At 43.7% G+C, this 16155-nt stretch carries 10 protein-coding genes; 4 read left to right on the top strand and 6 right to left on the bottom strand.

From position 1 onward, the window contains the following. Positions 1-2: 2 nt before the first annotated feature. A complete protein-coding gene (locus QUB06_RS14135; protein WP_333138117.1) occupies positions 3-926 on the top strand; it encodes a LysR family transcriptional regulator in 924 nt (307 codons plus the stop codon). A 136-nt stretch (positions 927-1062) separates the two neighbouring features. On the opposite strand, the gene QUB06_RS14130 is transcribed toward QUB06_RS14135, so the two are convergent. Next, entirely contained in the window at positions 1063-1911 is an 849-nt protein-coding gene (locus QUB06_RS14130) for a prohibitin family protein (RefSeq protein WP_333435775.1), read from the bottom strand. Between the two features lie 53 nt (positions 1912-1964). Next, entirely contained in the window at positions 1965-3167 is a 1203-nt protein-coding gene (locus tag QUB06_RS14125) for an EAL domain-containing response regulator (RefSeq protein ID WP_333435774.1), read from the bottom strand. A gap of 421 nt (positions 3168-3588) precedes the next feature. Here QUB06_RS14125 and QUB06_RS14120 point away from each other — a divergent pair, with 421 nt between their 5' ends. Next, positions 3589-4104 (top strand): heme-binding protein, encoded by a 516-nt coding sequence (locus tag QUB06_RS14120; protein WP_333102701.1) that lies wholly within the window; start codon positions 3589-3591, stop codon positions 4102-4104. On the opposite strand, the gene QUB06_RS14115 is transcribed toward QUB06_RS14120, so the two are convergent. From QUB06_RS14115 to QUB06_RS14105, 3 genes are all read right to left on the bottom strand, one after another. Next, positions 4091-4507, bottom strand: a complete 417-nt coding sequence (locus QUB06_RS14115; protein ID WP_333102699.1) for a secondary thiamine-phosphate synthase enzyme YjbQ — start codon at positions 4505-4507, stop codon at positions 4091-4093. The genes QUB06_RS14120 and QUB06_RS14115 overlap by 14 nt on opposite strands. Positions 4508-4610: 103 nt before the next feature. Next, positions 4611-5711 carry a glycosyl transferase gene (locus tag QUB06_RS14110; protein ID WP_333435773.1) on the bottom strand — a complete coding sequence of 367 codons (1101 nt, stop codon included), beginning with the start codon at positions 5709-5711 and terminating at the stop codon, positions 4611-4613. 389 nt (positions 5712-6100) lie between these two features. Then, complete coding sequence (locus QUB06_RS14105; RefSeq protein ID WP_333435772.1) at positions 6101-7114, bottom strand: hypothetical protein; 1014 nt, start codon at positions 7112-7114, stop codon at positions 6101-6103. 122 nt (positions 7115-7236) lie between these two features. Here QUB06_RS14105 and QUB06_RS14100 point away from each other — a divergent pair, with 122 nt between their 5' ends. Then, positions 7237-7803: a hypothetical protein gene (locus QUB06_RS14100; protein WP_333435771.1), complete on the top strand. Its 567-nt coding sequence runs from the start codon at positions 7237-7239 to the stop codon at positions 7801-7803. A 4-nt stretch (positions 7804-7807) separates the two neighbouring features. On the opposite strand, the gene QUB06_RS14095 is transcribed toward QUB06_RS14100, so the two are convergent. Further along, entirely contained in the window at positions 7808-13153 is a 5346-nt protein-coding gene (locus QUB06_RS14095; protein ID WP_333435770.1) for an AAA family ATPase, read from the bottom strand. Positions 13154-13582: 429 nt separating this feature from the next. Here QUB06_RS14095 and QUB06_RS14090 point away from each other — a divergent pair, with 429 nt between their 5' ends. After that, entirely contained in the window at positions 13583-16051 is a 2469-nt protein-coding gene (locus QUB06_RS14090) for an ATP-dependent Clp protease ATP-binding subunit (protein WP_333435769.1), read from the top strand. Positions 16052-16155 lie beyond the last annotated feature (104 nt).

Raw genomic sequence — 16155 nt, 5'->3', positions numbered from 1 at the left:
GCATGGCCGGAATGACACTTGACCAACTGCGAGTTTTTCTAGCTGTGGCGGAACACCTGCACTTCAGCCGCGCAGCAGAGGAACTTTACATCACCCAACCCGCTGTCAGCGCGACAATCCAAAGCTTAGAGGCACAATACGGAGTAAAACTATTTCACCGCATCGGCCGTCGCATCGAAATCACAGATGCTGGGAAGTTGCTGCAAGTTGAAACGCAGAAAATTCTAGACCAAGTTGCTTTGACAGAGAGAGGTTTGCGGGAGTTGAACGACTTGCAGCGAGGCGATTTAAACTTGGGTTGCAGTCTGACCATTGGCAATTATTGGTTGCCTGATAAACTTAGCAAGTTCAAACAAAAATATCCTGGTATTTGCGTGAATTGTACTTTGGCAAATGCCGAAGAAATTTGTGCGGGGACGGCGACGGGAACATTTGATTTGGGTTTAGTGACGGGAGACATCAAAGCTTCGCTTAAGATCACTCTGGAAGAAGAAGTTGTAGGCAGCGAACGCTTGCTGATTGTAGTTGGCAAATCTCACCCTTGGTTTGAACGTGCAGATGTGAGTTTAGCGGAAATTGCGGAAACGGATTGGGTGATGCGAGAAGCTGGTTCTGGAGTTCAGCAAATGTTGGAACAAGCTTTGCAAAGTTGGGGCATTAATCCCAATGAATTGAATGTAACTTTAGTTTTGAATAGCAGTGAAATGGTAAAAGCAGTGGTGGAAAGTGGCACAGGTGCAGCCGCTATTCCTGAATTGATGGTAAAAAAAGAATTGCAGCTATCTACACTACGAGCGATTAAAATTATAGATAGCCAACCAAGTTCTAATGTATGTTTTGAAATAATTAAACCAGTTTTAAAACTTAAGCACCGACAGCGTTTTCAAACTGCAATTACTAAAGCTTTTGAACAGATATTAACTTAAGGTGCTGGTAATTGCTAATTGATCACTTACCCACCAATACTCAAGAAACCAGTTTTTTTACCAACATAAAAAGCTAAACGCCGTGTATTTTCGTAAAAAACCCGGTTTCTCCCCACTCGTGCGTCCAGGAGTATAATTATCTCTCAACCAATTTCCTCAAGTCCAATAAATTTTTACCCCCATCACCAATAATCAGCGGCAATTTCCCATCCCATTTTTCTATAGCCTGCCTTTCTAAAAGTTCCGGAGTCAAATTGTCCCGCAGCAACCTTTGCACTTCGGCTTCTCCCTTGGCTAAATTCACCTTAGCGTCCGCCTGTTTTGCTGCTTTCAGCGCTAAAAACTCCCCTCTTTTTGCCTCTTGTTCGGCAATTTGTTTCGCCTCCACCGCCTCGCTAAACCGCTCAGAAAAGTGAACGTGTACTAAAGAAATATCGTCAACGGCAATGTGATATGTAACCAGCCTCAAGGTCAAATAATCATCAACTGCGGCTTTAACTTCTCCCCGTTTAGTAATTATTTCTTCAGCCGTATATTTTGCCATAACTGCTTTTAATACTTCTTCAACAGCCGGATCTATAATGCGAGCAATGACTTCTTTCTCGTCACCTATTTCTTGAAAAATAGCATTTGCTTCTTCTGGGACAATGTGCCAGTTGAGCGCTACATCCGTGAAAACATCTTGCAAATCTTTTGAGGAAGCTTCAGCGGAAATTTCCTGTTTTTGTACCCTGACGCTCAACTTTTTTACATTATAAACTGTGGGGACTATTACGTGAATTCCTTCTCCGAGTACCTGTTCTTGCACTTTACCAAACTGCATCACCACGCCCCTTTCTCCAGCGTTGACAATGACAAAAAATTTGGACAAAATAGCTAAAAACACTATCAATAGAGCTAGTTTAACAGCTATGTAAACATCATTATTTTTTTTATTGCTTCTTGGTTTGAGTGTGTCAACGTTACTGCTGGATTCTAAAACCATGTTTCACCCCGATCGCACTTAATTGTCTGCTCAATATTGACTTAATAGGTATTCTATTTTCCGGCCCTCAACAACTGTTCAAAATCCGCTGCTGCCAAAGGAGGACTAAACAAATATCCTTGCATTATATCGCACTTATAGCGCCAGAGAAAATCTTTTTCGGCTTCTGTTTCAACTCCTTCGGCAATTACCTCAAGACAGAGACTGTGCGCCATTTCAATAATAGCTTTCACAATCGCTGCATTTGTGCAACCATCAGTGATGTTGCTGATAAAACAGCGGTCTATTTTTAAAGTATCGAATGGGTATTGCGTTAGATAGCTTAAAGAAGAATACCCAGTTCCGAAATCGTCAAGAGATATACAAACTCCCAAATTTTTCAAGTGTTGCAAAGTCGCGATCGCACTTTCGGCATCTTCTACCATCAAACTTTCGGTCAGCTCTAATTCCAAACTGCTCGCTTCCAAACCAGTTTCTGCTAAAATTTGGGCAACTCTGCTGCTGAGATCCGGTTGGTGAAATTGTCGCGGCGACAGATTCACCGCTATCCGAAGCGAAAAACCAGCATTTTGCCAAACTTGCATTTGCCTGCAAGCTGTGTGCAAAACCCACTCCCCTAATTGTACAATGAAGCCAGTTTCTTCGGCATGGGGAATAAATTCTGCGGGCGAAATCAGCCCTTTTTCTGGATGTACCCAGCGCACTAAAGCTTCTGCGCTCATAATTTTACCTGTCTGGACATTGACTTGCGGCTGATAGTAAACTTGGAATTCTTCTCGTTCCAGTGCGTTGCACAAACAAGTTTTTATCTGCTCTAATTTGTCGGCAGTATTTTGGATAAATTCGCTACTTTGCGATCGCAAAGTATTGTACTGTTCGGCGACAGCTTCTTGTTTTTTCAAGCGGCTCGATACCGCGCCCACCAGTTCAGCTTTACTAAAAGGTTTAGTCAGGTAATCATCTGCTCCCAATTCCATACCTTGCCGCATTTCAGAGCGATCGGCTTTACCGGTCAGAAAAACAAAAGGTACTGTAGCAGTAACAGGATTCGATCGCAAGGCCACCAGCACCCCATATCCGTCAAGTTCTGGCATCATCACGTCGCAAATAATCACGTCGGGAACATTTGACACCGCAGCAGATAAACCTTGTGATCCATTTTCTGCACCCGTCACGTCGAAACCTTCCGCTTTGAGGAGTTTGAGAATATTCTCCCGAATTACTTGGTCGTCCTCAATCACTAGAATCTTTTTCATATGTCATTCCCTGAAAGCGGTATAATTGACCGGCGTTGCTGAGCGCGATAACCGTGGCAATAACTGAGAACGCACAGCTCGATCGGCTCAACAGCCGAATATTTTCCCACACAAATAGCAAACGCCTGAAAAACGCTAATTTTTCAAGCACAACTAGATTAATGTTTCTCTGCTTACTCAGTGCCGTCCGTATTATTACGAGGGTAATTAATAAATCTCTAACTAATTCTAGGCGATCGATAGTTAGCAGCGCCTTAAATAACTGCTAAACTAACTGTGCCACCTGAACGATTGTCTGCAAACAATCTCAGCCTATTTATACCAGTTGCCAAAAACCCTGCAACTGCAAGCAAGTTCCAAACCCTTGCGGAGTCAGTCTTTCCCCATTCTTCAATGTAAAATCTAAACTTTTAAATCTCAAATGGTATTACCTACTGGATTCCCTGAACCCGCACAGATTGGGGTCATAGAAGTTAAGCAATATCCTCAGTACCGCGCTGTCACCTACACCCACGCGGGCGATTTGCGACAAGCAACTGGCATCGCCTTCAATCCCTTATTTCAACACATCAGCAACAACCAAATTGCGATGACAACACCAGTAGAAGCGCGCTACACGGAAACTTCCGGGCAAATCGATGCAGTTCCCCAAGCAGAAGTTTCGTTCCTCTATCCCGCACCAAATATCGCCCCCAGTAGCGTTAACTCCGCTGTAGAAATCACGGATACTTCGCCGATGACGGTTGTCAGCATCGGCGTGCGCGGGGCCTACACTTGGGAAAGCTACGAAAATAACCTCCAGAAACTTAAAGATTGGCTTCAAGAACATCCTGAATACGAAATAGTCGGGCCGCCGCGTCGCTTTTTTTACAATTCCCCGATGACGCCGGAAGCAACTAAAATCAGCGAGGTACAAATTCCGATCAAGTGCCGCTGACGTGAACAACTAATTCGCGAATGTGACCCCGCTGGCGGTGTTCCCACAGGTAAATTCCCTGCCAAGTTCCTAACAGCAACCTGCCGCGATCGATCGGGATTTGTTCAGAAGTATGAGTCAGCGCCGTGCGAATGTGCGCCGGCATATCGTCTGGGCCTTCGGCATCGTGAATGTAGCGATCGTCCTCCGGTACCAGTTTAGCCAAAAAGTTAGCCAAATCCTTAAGTACATCCGGGTCAGCATTTTCTTGAATCACCAAACTAGCAGAAGTGTGGCGCAAAAATAAGCTACAAAGTCCCGTTTTAATACCTGAAGTCGCCACCGCATCTTCTATCTTAGGAGTGATTTTGGACAGAGATTTTCCTGTAGTTTGAATCTTGAGTATCTGTTGATAGTGATTCATTCGATTGTAGATTGTAGATTTTAGATTTTGGATGAGACTGATGCCAAACTCTTCTGTTGGCGGAGGTAGACTTTGTTTGTGTAAGATCGATTTCTAATCGGACTTATGAAAAATAGTCTACAACAGCTTGGGCGATATCCTCCGTACCATTTTTATCCAATTTATCCGACAAACGGGGCGGATGTAGCGGTTGTCGCAAAAACTCCCAATCCCCCTCAAAGAACTCCGTCGCCGTCAAAATTTGATGTTCCGCATAATTTTGAATCCCTTCCAGCAACACCGCAGCTTCTGCAAAACCTTCTCTCCTTATAGAAACAACAGGTATTTCCAAGCGCAAAGCTTCCGCAAAAGTGCTGTATCCCGGTTTAGAAACTAAGCGCCCGCAGATAGGCATAATATCAACCGGACGCGGTAAAATCGGGAAAGATTGTGCAAACTCCTGATTTTTGACTTTAATCAAATTCGGCAAATCGGGAGCTCCCGCATCAAAAGTAATAAATTGCCAGTCGCTAAATTGCTGTAAATTTTGATAAGGAATTTCCTCTAAACCCAATCCGCCGAAAGTCAGCAATACAGTTTTTTCCAGCGGTGTTTCGATGCCGAATACTTCCCGAATTTTTTCGTTAGTGTAGCGAGGATTGCCGCCAGTCAAGCCCACATCTTGAATATTTGGGAAAGCTGGCATCGGTTCGTGCAAAGGAAGACGAAAAAGTCGATCGCACATTCCGAAACATTCACCAATCCAATCTGCCATTTCTACAAATTCCCCGCCCCAATCGCGATAGATAAAATCCCAGCCGAAATTGCTCATCATCCAGCAGGGAACCCCAGCCGCTGCCGCCATTCGCGTTGCCAAAGGAGGAATGTCTGCCAGCACCAAACCCACCCGATTTTGCTTGATAAAATTAACTTCGCTGGCAATTAGGGAATTTTGCTTTTTCCGAATTTCCCGCAATTTTTCCAGCGTCGCATCTTTATCCATATTCAAACTATCAGCTTGCACCACACCCACATCAAAAGCGCGGGGACGGTGGATAAAGTCGCCACCAATATAAGATTCTAGCAGCCAGCGAGGAGCTGTTGTTGTGATAATTAGTAAAATATCTGGATTTAATTCTTGAATTTTGGCAGCTACGGACGCAACTCGGACAGCGTGGCCGAATCCGTGATTCGTGATGGCAATATATAATGTTGGTCGAGACATAGATAATAGGGAATTGGGAATTGGGCATCGGGCATCGGGCATCGGGCATTGGAGGTAGAGACTGGAAGGCAACAAGGCCAAGCTTCAAGCGACGCACAACGAACAATGATACAACTAATGACTAATGAATAAGCGGTTGTGTATTTAAATTGCATATTCCTGGCGTTGCTCAGAGCAAATGCCCAGAAGAGTTTTATTATTATTTTAGATACATTTAAAGGCTGACTAGCTTATGTTACCGATTGATATTATCTCCGGTAGATTGACTATAATAATAAAATTATTTTTTAATGATGAACGCCACTCCTTTCTTTATGAAAAAATTAAAACGAAAAATTTTCCTCCTAACTTAATTATAATTGTACAGGCATCGAATATGCAAGAACTCATCAATCGGACGCTCCCTTAGACCAAACAGGCAATTGATTAATCTTGTCCAGGGTTATATCTACATACTTTTTACCGTCCGCCGCCAGATTTTCCCCAAAATATCCATCATCGCCGTCGTGCTTGTGAGGGCCACTCACAGCTTCTGCATAGCGGCCTTGCAAACGAGCTTGGTTGAAAGGAGAAGTCGCGTACCAGTACCAGCGACTCGGAAAAACTATGCCGCCAATATCCTCAATTGAATCGCGAGTGCCGCGAAAGTGGAAAATGCGATCGGCCTCTGCAAAACCATTTTCTCCCGAAAACACACCCCCAACCGAAATAACCGTAATTTCTGCCTGCAGCCATTCTTTAAGATAGCGAGTCGCACCCAAAGCAACTTGTGCCCCGCCGCTAGTGCCAATTAAAATAACTTTCAAAGGTTTTTGAGAATTAACTGAAATGGGAGATTGAGCATTCATGCGATCGATAATTGCCTTAGCCATTCCCTGATTGTATGCAAAGCCGTAGCGATAATCTAGAGAAATTGCAAACCTCCAGAGATTGCGAATTTTGATGAATATATCCCCCGCAATCGGCCCGCTTTTTGCCTGTTCTGCAAACCGCCAAAAAGGAGCCAGCCACCGCTCTCCTCCTAAACTTTTGTTAGACGCTGAATAAGGAAAAACATCGCCCACTGCTACACACTGCGGGTGACTTTTAACTAAACGCTTGAGAAAGAACTCTTCGCCAGGGGTTAATTCGTTCCCCGAAAAATCCCCAACTCCCGGTAAAAAGATGATATAACAATTGAGCTGCGAAGACTTGCGCGCTTCTAAATTGCCCTTGTTTGAGGGCAGTATCTCCGGCGGATTTTTCTTAATCCCAAAAGTTTCGGCACTTTGATTCAGCCACCATATAACAGTTCCCACCGGCGAAAGAATGCCCCAAATTATCAGGATTACACCTGCGATGAGCAACAAATTTAAACTTCCCCCGCGCAGCCATGCAAGTATCCGTAAAATCAATCTTAGCATTTAATAAAATCTGGTAGAATGCCAATTAATTACCTAATTACCTACAAATAGTTCGGTGATTCTGCTGTATTAGAGCTTATTTTGTAAAAGTTGTCAACTATCTTGAGGAGCAGGAGTTCAACGTGAAGGGAGAAGATTCAATTGCAGGTTTGGGGGTAACGCTTTGGAACGCACTTTCTTTGAACGGCAATTTTTACGAAAAAACTCCCTACACTCGCAGAACTAAGCGGATAGCTTTAACAATTGTAATTTTAGCTGCGCTGTCCCGCGTGTTGGGCAATGCTGTCATCTTGTTAATCAATCGAACTGAGCTATCAGTGTTATTTTTAGCACTTTGGATAGATGGTTTGGCAGTCGCGGGGGGTTATTATTTTTGGACTTTCACTATCTTTAAAATCGGAGAGTGGCTGAAGCAGGGGCACGTAACTTATGGGGAGTTGTTGGTTCCGATCGGCTTTGCTTACGCGCCCCAAGTTCTGAATTTCTTAACCTTAATTCCCTTGCTGGGAGAAGGAATTGAGCGCATATTAGCTGTCTGGAGTTTGCTAGCTGTAATTGTGGCGGTTCGCCAAGGTTTGGATATTCAAACTCGCTGGGCGGTGTTAATTTGTTTTGTGGGTTGGCCGTTGATCCAAATTGCGATCGGCTTTGTGAAAGTAGTTGAACAGTTGCTTTCACGATGGCTGTAATTCATCAATACGGCAGCAGTATAGTAAATTCGCTACCCTCTCCCGGTTCCGACTTGCAAATTAACTTTCCTCCATGCTGTTCTACCACAATTTGATAACTGATAGACAATCCTAAACCAGTCCCCTTACCTATCGGTTTAGTAGTAAAAAACGGATCGAATATTTTACCGCGTACCTCCGAATTCATCCCCACACCATTATCAACAATGCGAATCGCTACTTGATTTCCTTCCACGACTTCAGTGCAAATCAGAATTTTCGGAGTCTGTTTCCAGTCAACTTCACTCCCTCTTTCGCGACAAAAAGCATCAATCGAATTGGTCAGGACATTCATAAATACCTGATTAATTTCTCCCGGATAGCAGTTCACTAAAGGCAAATTGTCGTACTTCTTAATCACTTTAATATTCATTAATTTGTGATCCAAAATCATCAACGTGCTGTCGATACCTTCGTGGATATTAACCCATTTTCTATCTGATTCATCTAGTCGCGCAAAGTTTCGCAGCGACAGCACAATATCGCGAACCCTCGCAGCACCAACTCTCATGGAATCAATCATTTTAGTGAAATCATTCATCAAGAAATCTAAATCTATTTCCTCACTTTTATTTACTATTTCTGACTCGTAATTGGGGTATTTGTTTTGGTATAAACCTATTAAATCTAGTAAGTTTTGAGCGTATTCATTGGTATAATGTAAATTTCCATAAATAAAGTTAATCGGGTTATTAATTTCGTGAGCAATTCCCCCGACCAATTGACCTAAACTGGACATTTTTTCACTTTGAATTAGCTGCACTTGAGTGTGGCGAAGTTCTTCCAGTGCAGTATGCAAATTCTCAGTTCTTTGGGCTACTCGCGTTTCCAGAATATTATAAAAACGAGCATTTTCTAGAGAAATAGCTGCTTGTGCAGACAGGATTCCCAAAATTTCTACCCTGTCGCTAGTAAAAGCACCTTTGGTTAAATTATTTTCTAAATAAAAAATTCCCGTAAGGTTGCCTTGATGGATAATTGGCCATACCAGGATAGATAGGGGTTGATTGGCCGCAATATAAGGGTCAAATTGGAATTGCTCGGATCGGGTAGCATCATCTAAAACCAAGTATTTTTGGGTTCTTTCTACATAGTTAATTAATGAAATGGGGAGAATTTCGGATTCGGCAATCGGGAGAGATTGTAACAGAGTTACATCATTAAACTGACCTGTAATTCCAGCTTCTATGAATAACTCCTTACCTGTTTTGGCAAGAAATAATACTTTTTGAGCGCCTGCGTTTTCCTTTACAAGCTGTACAAGTTTCTCTAGCAAACGGCTGAGGATAATTTCGCTCGAAACAGCTTGAGATGCTTTGACAACAGTTGGTAAATCCAGCATCAAGCTATTGTTGATAGTAGTTGTGGCAGTTGTGACGACATTTTTATAGAGTGCTTCTTGAGGGCGATCGACTAAATAATGATAACGGGATTCTAAGTATTTAAATTTGGCTATAGCTCCCCAGCGGATGTAGGCATAATAAGCTTTTGTCAGATAAGATCGAGCAATTATCTCTTTATCCCAAGATTGATAAAACTCTCCCGCTAATTCATAAGCTAATGCTTCTTCTTGGATGTAACCGTTAGCAGCCGCTCCTTTAATAGCTAAGTCATAATAATCCATTGCTGCAAGTTTATCGCTAAAAATTCGAGCTTTCTCAGCTTCAACTAAGTCGTACTTGTGCTGATAATTCATGGGTGCATGGTAGGCCCACTTTTTCATGATTTGCTGATTAGAGTTAACAATAGCTAAGTCTGCTTCTTGATTGTCACTGTCAGGATAGTGAGCGAGGAGGGCCAGCGAATAGTAGAAATTGTGTACCCCAACAGTGATTAAGCCGATCGCCCCATCTGCGTATTCGGCCGCTAATTTACCGCTGGTCACAGCCGCAGCATAATCTTTCAGTAAATAAAGCACGATCAATTTACCAACATAAGCTGCAAACAGCGACATCCGATTATTTTCTTTCTGCCAACGCGACATCACAGCAGGTTCATCCAACCTGCCGCTAACTAATCGTACTTGCTCTGCTGTTTTGCTTCTTAAGCTTGAAGCAGTTACTTGCCAAATTTTAGCATAACTCATGGCAAATTCGTGTTTATTTTTGTGCAAAAATTCCATACAAACGCTTTGTTTTTCTTCGACATATTCTAACGATTCTCCCACTAAAAATAAATTAGTAATATAGTGCATACAATTATAAACAGCCCATTCTAAATCGCCAGTATTTACACCAAATTTCATTCCTTCTAAAAATGAAGCAACGGTATTTTTAGTAGACTCTTTCCAGATTCTTATATGAGCATTAAACATTACATAAACCTTAGCTTTTTGTGGGGTAGCATTAAATTGTTCTAGCAGCTTTAAAGCGATTAATCCAGCGTAGTAGCCAGCTTCGATGTCGCCTTCGACGCCGCACAGAATCATTCCATAAAGAGTATAGGGAAAAGTAGCTAATGCTGAATGACCGCGATCGATACAAAGATTGACCATAGTCAAGACGAGGGAGGACACAATTTCAGGTTTTGCAATATAAGCAGGAGGATAGAGGGCCGTCAGGATTTCCATAGCTGCCAGTTGATAAGGATCTGTCATAACTGGCAGGTTTTCTAATTCCTCAATTCGCGGCAATTTGGGCACTGCAATGGTTTGCTGATCTAATAGGTTTACTCCCAGCATTTCCAGCACTTCTAGACCTGTGTCAACAGCTTTTAGCATCTGGCTTTGAGCCTGATAAAATAGGATCTTGAGCTGATACACTTTCACTATGTCAAGCTGGTTTTTAGCCGATCGCAAAACCACTTCTGCCAAAACTTCTGCTTGCTCAAAGTTGGTGTTTAAATATTCCGCTTCCAGCGTCTCTACATACAGCCGCAGCGTCATGCTATAGTTGCGAACCCAGCTATCAGGTGCTAATAAGGAAATTCCCACATTCAAATACTTAACAGCGGGTTCATAAGCGTTAGCTGCTTTTGCCTTATGTCCCGCCATTAAATTTAATTCGGCTAATTCATCTTTTTCTGATTGCCTCGTGAGACAATCAATTCCTACATTCAACTGGTTGATAATATCAAAAATTTTCTCTTCTACTTTCTCTGCGGGCGTATTTTTCAACAGCAATTTACCGATGGTAAGATGAGTAGCTTTCTTTTCATCATCAGGAATCAGCGAATATGCAGCTTGCTGGACGCGATCGTGCAAAAATTTATAGCTGATTCGCGAAGAATCGAAAGTTAAATTAGCTCCTCCTTCTCCATCTAAAAATAAAGGAATGAGATAACTCTCATTCAAAGGAAGTATTAACCCCGCTTGCAAAGCATCCCAGAGTTCAGTCGCCGTGACTGACGGAGATTTTGCGTTGACAGTAGAGAGAACATCTAAAGTGAATTTGTCCCCAACACAAGCGGCCAATTTCAACACTTGTTGGGTAGTCTCTGGCAATTGTTGAATCCGACTGGCTACCAGTTCAACTACACTCTTATCTATGATGCCAATAGCGTGAATATCCTCAATGTTCCACTGCCACTGCCCTTTTATTCCGTGAGACAGCAGCCTGGTAAAGTCAAATCTCAAAAGTTTTTCTTGATAAAGAGTGTTGAGCAATTGCGTCAAGAAAAAAGGATTTCCACCACTCTTATTCCAAATTAACTCCGCTAAAGGTTGAATTCTTTCTGAGTCATTCAAGGTCTCAGAAATTAACTCAGTCACCTGGGCCAAAGAAAGAGGTTCCAGCACTAAATTCTTGAGAATAATCCCCGTTTCTTGAAGGTACTCTACTGTTTGCATTAAAGGATGTGTAGAGCTAACTTCATGGTCTCGATAGGCTCCAATTAATAGTAAATATTTGCTATCTGGGTCAGTCGCCAGCAACTCCATTAATTTCAAGGTTGCTGAATCTGACCACTGCAAGTCATCGATAAATATGACTAAAGGATGCTCTTTTCGCGCGAATACGTGGATAAATTCTTTGAATAGCCTGTTAAAGCGGTTTTGTGCTTCTGTGGGGGCAAGTTCCGCAACCGCAGGCTGTTTGCCAATTACCAATTCTAGTTCGGGAATCACGTCAATAATTACTTGTCCGGCATCGCCTAGTGCGGCTAAAAGTTTATCTTGCCAATCTTGTAATTTTTTGATATTTTCCGTAAGTAACTGCTGGATCAAAGATTGAAAAGCTTGAATTAAAGATGCGTAAGGTATATTCCGCTGGAATTGGTCAAATTTACCTGAAATAAAATAACCCCGCTGTCTGGTGATGGGTTTTTGAATTTCGCTAACTACGGCCGATTTCCCTATACCTGCATAACCCGACACTAAGATCAGTTCAATTTGGGAAGGGGAAGAATTTTCTTCGCAATGATTAGCTACACGTTCAAATGCTGCCAATAGTTCGCTGACTTGTGTTTCCCTACCGTACAATTTTTGAGGAATCAACAACTGACTCAATATATCTAAGTTTCCTGGCGTAAAATCGACTATCTCCCCTGTAGTTTCTAACTGATATAAACAAATTTCTAAATCCGCTAACAATCCGCCTGCTGTTTGATATCTATCTTCGGCATTTTTAGCCATTAACTTCATCACAATTTGTGAAATTGCTGGTGAAATGTCGGAATTAATTTGCTCCGGTAAAATTGCTTGAGAAGCGATGTGACTGTAAACTATTTCTAAAGGGTCGTTGCTCATAAATGGCAATTGACCTGTCAGCATTTCATATAAAGTGATTCCGACAGAATAAAAGTCGGTGCGGTAGTCGAGGGTGCGGTTCATTCTCCCGGTTTGTTCGGGAGACATATAAGCAAAAGTACCGATTATAGAGTTAATATTATTTAGTTGGGGATTTTCTTTGGTTAATCGTGAAGCAATCCCGAAATCTGTCAGTTTAATAATTCCTGTTCCGCTGTTGATGATGATATTGCTAGGCTTAATATCTTTGTGAATAATTTTTTGAAGGTGCAGATATTCTAAGGCTTTTATGAGTTGGATGCCAAACCTCAAACAGGTGATGACTTCGAGCTTTTGTCTGGACAGGAGGCGATCGAGAGATTCGCCCTCAAAGTCTTCTAAAAGCAAGCCGAGACGGTTGTCAAAGGTTTCTAGGCTAAGGACTTTAACTAGGCCCGGATGGTCTAAATGTTGGCGAATGCGATACTCATGCTTGATCCGGGTAATTGCATCGAGGGTAGGATATTCAGCTTTCAGGATTTTGAGTACGGTTGTATCCTGGTGGCTGGGGATTTTTCCTCGATAAATAATCGTTTCGATACCTTCGTGGAGAGTGGAGTGGATTTGGTATTGCGAGAGAAATTGCATGGAGTTCTCCTGAGAGTTGAAAATATATCTGATTCGAGTCGCTGTTCGCTGTTGACTGACGGCACGACCACCCTCAACCGTCAAAAGTCTTGACAGGGCAACTGTTATATGCTTAATTCAACCATGTACTTAGGCCAACAAAAATCAAGCTTTATTTGCTCGAACAAGAATATTATTTATACATAAAATGATAGTATTCAGGCAATCAAGCCATTTTGCTACTATTATTCTCAATTAATATCCGATCGACAGCGGACGGCAACCACACCCCTACTATTCGGGTCTCCCCACTGTCCCTACCCCCTTAGCAAGATACATTGTTAAAGAAGGAAATACACAAAAATTTACATCTATAATTTGTGTAGTGTTCCAAATCGCTCCTCACCAGCAGCGATACAGCCCTCGCCAAGACAGTAGGATAGAAAAAATATGTTTGAACGCTTTACAGAACAAGCCATTAAAGCAATCATGCTAGCCCAAGAGGAAGCGCGACGCCTCGGTCACAATTTTGTAGGCACCGAGCAAATCCTCCTGGGACTCGTCGGCGAAGGCACTGGCATCGCTGCAAAAGTATTACTGGATATGGGCCTCAACTTGAAAGAGGCGCGCAATGAAATCGAAAATATCATCGGTAGAGGTTCCGGGTTCCTCCCGCCAGAAATTCCTTTTACGCCCCGCGTCAAGCGCATTTTTGAGACGGCGCTGAACGAAGCGCGGCAGTTAGGCCACAATTACATCGGCACCGAGCACATCCTGCTGGGGCTGATTCAGGACGATGAAGGGGTGGCGGCGAAAGTGCTGCAAAACTTGGGGATCGATCGCCAGAGAGTCCGCACGCAGGTAATTCGTGCCGTGGGAGAAGTCGCAGCGGTACCCGGAGGTAGGGGAGATAGCGGCGATCGCAAAATCCCGACTTTAGAAGAATTTGGCACAAACCTGACAAAGTTAGCCGCAGCAGGCAAACTCGACCCCGTAGTGGGCCGCGAAAATGAAATCGAGCGCGTGATCCAAGTGCTCGGCCGCCGCACGAAGAACAATCCAGTGTTAGTAGGCGAACCGGGAGTCGGCAAAACAGCCCTCGCCGAAGGCTTAGCCCAGCGGATTGTTAATAGAAACGTCCCGGAAATTTTAGAAGACAAACAAGTAATCAGCCTCGATATGGGTTCGCTGATTGCTGGTACAAAGTTCCGAGGCGAATTTGAGGAACGGCTGACGAAAATCATGGCCGAAATTCGCGCTGCCGGCAACATCATTCTGGTAATTGATGAAATTCACACCTTAGTAGGTGCAGGCGCAATTCAAGGCAGCATGGACGCCTCCAATATGCTCAAACCCGCCCTTGCTAGAGGCGAATTGCAGTGTGTCGGCGCCACTACCTTGGACGAATATCGCAAGCACATCGAGCGCGACGCTGCCTTAGAACGCCGCTTCCAACCGATCAAAGTCGGCGAACCGAGTGTGGCTGAAACAATAGAAATATTGTACGGGTTGCGATCGGCTTACGAACAGCATCACAGACTGACAATTTCCGACGCAGCTTTAGAAGCAGCGGCCACACTGTCAGACAGGTACATTAACGATCGGTTTTTGCCAGACAAGGCGATCGACTTAATTGACGAAGCAGGTTCCCGCGTCCGCGTGATGAATTCACAAACCCCGCCCGAAGTTAAAGAACTCAAAAAGCAACTGCCTGCAGTAACAAAAGAAAAAGATGCAGCAGTGCGCGAGCAAGACTTCGACAAAGCTGGAAAATTGCGCGATCGCGAATTAGAAATTGAAGCCGAAATCGCCGAAGCTACGATCAACAAAAGCCAACTCAAAACATCTCCTGTCGTCACCGAAGAAGACATCGCCCACATCGTGGCTAATTGGACGGGAGTACCGGTCAGCAAGCTGACAGAATCCGAATCAGAATTGCTGCTGCACATGGAAGACACGCTGCACCAGCGCTTGATTGGTCAAGAAGAAGCTGTCAGCGCAGTTTCTAGGGCCATCCGTCGCGCGCGGGTAGGCTTGAAAAATCCCAATCGCCCGATCGCCAGTTTCATCTTTTCCGGCCCCACAGGCGTCGGCAAAACGGAACTTACAAAAGCCCTAGCAACATATTTCTTCGGTTCCGAAGAAGCCATGATTCGGTTAGATATGTCCGAATTCATGGAACGCCACACGGTTTCCAAACTCATCGGTTCGCCTCCCGGTTACGTCGGCTACGACGAAGGCGGCCAACTAACAGAAGCAGTCCGGCGCCGTCCTTACACCGTCGTGCTGTTCGACGAAATCGAAAAAGCTCACCCGGATGTCTTCAACATGATGCTGCAAATCTTGGAAGACGGTCGCTTGACGGATGCTAAAGGTCGGACAGTAGACTTTAAGAATACACTGCTGATCATGACCTCAAACATCGGTTCGCGAGTGATAGAAAAAGGTGGTGGCGGTCTCGGTTTCGAGTTTGCTGAAAGCGCCGCAGACGGTCAATACAACCGCGTTCGCAGCTTGGTAAACGAAGAACTGAAACAGTTTTTCCGTCCCGAATTTATCAACCGCTTGGATGAGATTATCGTCTTCCGCCAGTTGAACAAGGAAGAAGTGAAGCAGATTGCGGACATTATGTTGCAGCAAGTCTTCAGCCGCTTAACCGAACAGGGTATTACTTTGTCAGTGACAGAACGGTTCAAGGACTTGTTAGTTACAGAAGGCTACAATCCCAGCTACGGTGCTCGACCTTTACGCCGCGCAATCATGCGGTTGTTGGAAGATGTACTGGCTGAGGAAATGCTGTCTGGGAAGCTGAAAGATGGCCAAAAGGCGATCGTTGATGTGGATGAAAACGGTCAGGTTAAGGTACTGCCCGATGGTTCATCTGAGCCGAAATTGCCCGAATTCGCATTGAGCCATTAATGCGCTCTACAGACGGCTAAATACTGTTGATTAAAAACCCGGTTTCTTTGAGAAACCGGGTTTTTAATTAAAAAATACCAGTAAAAAAAAGCAACTTATCGCTG

The sequence above is a fragment of the Microcoleus sp. D2_18a_D3 genome (assembly GCF_036702455.1).
In the GTDB taxonomy this organism is placed as follows: domain Bacteria; phylum Cyanobacteriota; class Cyanobacteriia; order Cyanobacteriales; family Microcoleaceae; genus Microcoleus.
This window is presented reverse-complemented; position numbering and strand designations above follow the sequence as displayed.

What these genes read in the sequence shown, in the direction of transcription:
- QUB06_RS14110 (WP_333435773.1), bottom strand. Translation starts at nt 5,711, where the DNA reads ATGTCTCGACCAACATTATATATTGCCATCACGAATCACGGATTCGGC.
- QUB06_RS14130 (WP_333435775.1), bottom strand. Translation starts at nt 1,911, where the DNA reads ATGGTTTTAGAATCCAGCAGTAACGTTGACACACTCAAACCAAGAAGC.
- QUB06_RS14090 (WP_333435769.1), top strand. Translation starts at nt 13,583, where the DNA reads ATGTTTGAACGCTTTACAGAACAAGCCATTAAAGCAATCATGCTAGCC.
- QUB06_RS14105 (WP_333435772.1), bottom strand. Translation starts at nt 7,114, where the DNA reads ATGCTAAGATTGATTTTACGGATACTTGCATGGCTGCGCGGGGGAAGT.
- QUB06_RS14135 (WP_333138117.1), top strand. Translation starts at nt 3, where the DNA reads ATGGCCGGAATGACACTTGACCAACTGCGAGTTTTTCTAGCTGTGGCG.
- QUB06_RS14115 (WP_333102699.1), bottom strand. Translation starts at nt 4,507, where the DNA reads ATGAATCACTATCAACAGATACTCAAGATTCAAACTACAGGAAAATCT.
- QUB06_RS14120 (WP_333102701.1), top strand. Translation starts at nt 3,589, where the DNA reads ATGGTATTACCTACTGGATTCCCTGAACCCGCACAGATTGGGGTCATA.
- QUB06_RS14125 (WP_333435774.1), bottom strand. Translation starts at nt 3,167, where the DNA reads ATGAAAAAGATTCTAGTGATTGAGGACGACCAAGTAATTCGGGAGAAT.
- QUB06_RS14095 (WP_333435770.1), bottom strand. Translation starts at nt 13,153, where the DNA reads ATGCAATTTCTCTCGCAATACCAAATCCACTCCACTCTCCACGAAGGT.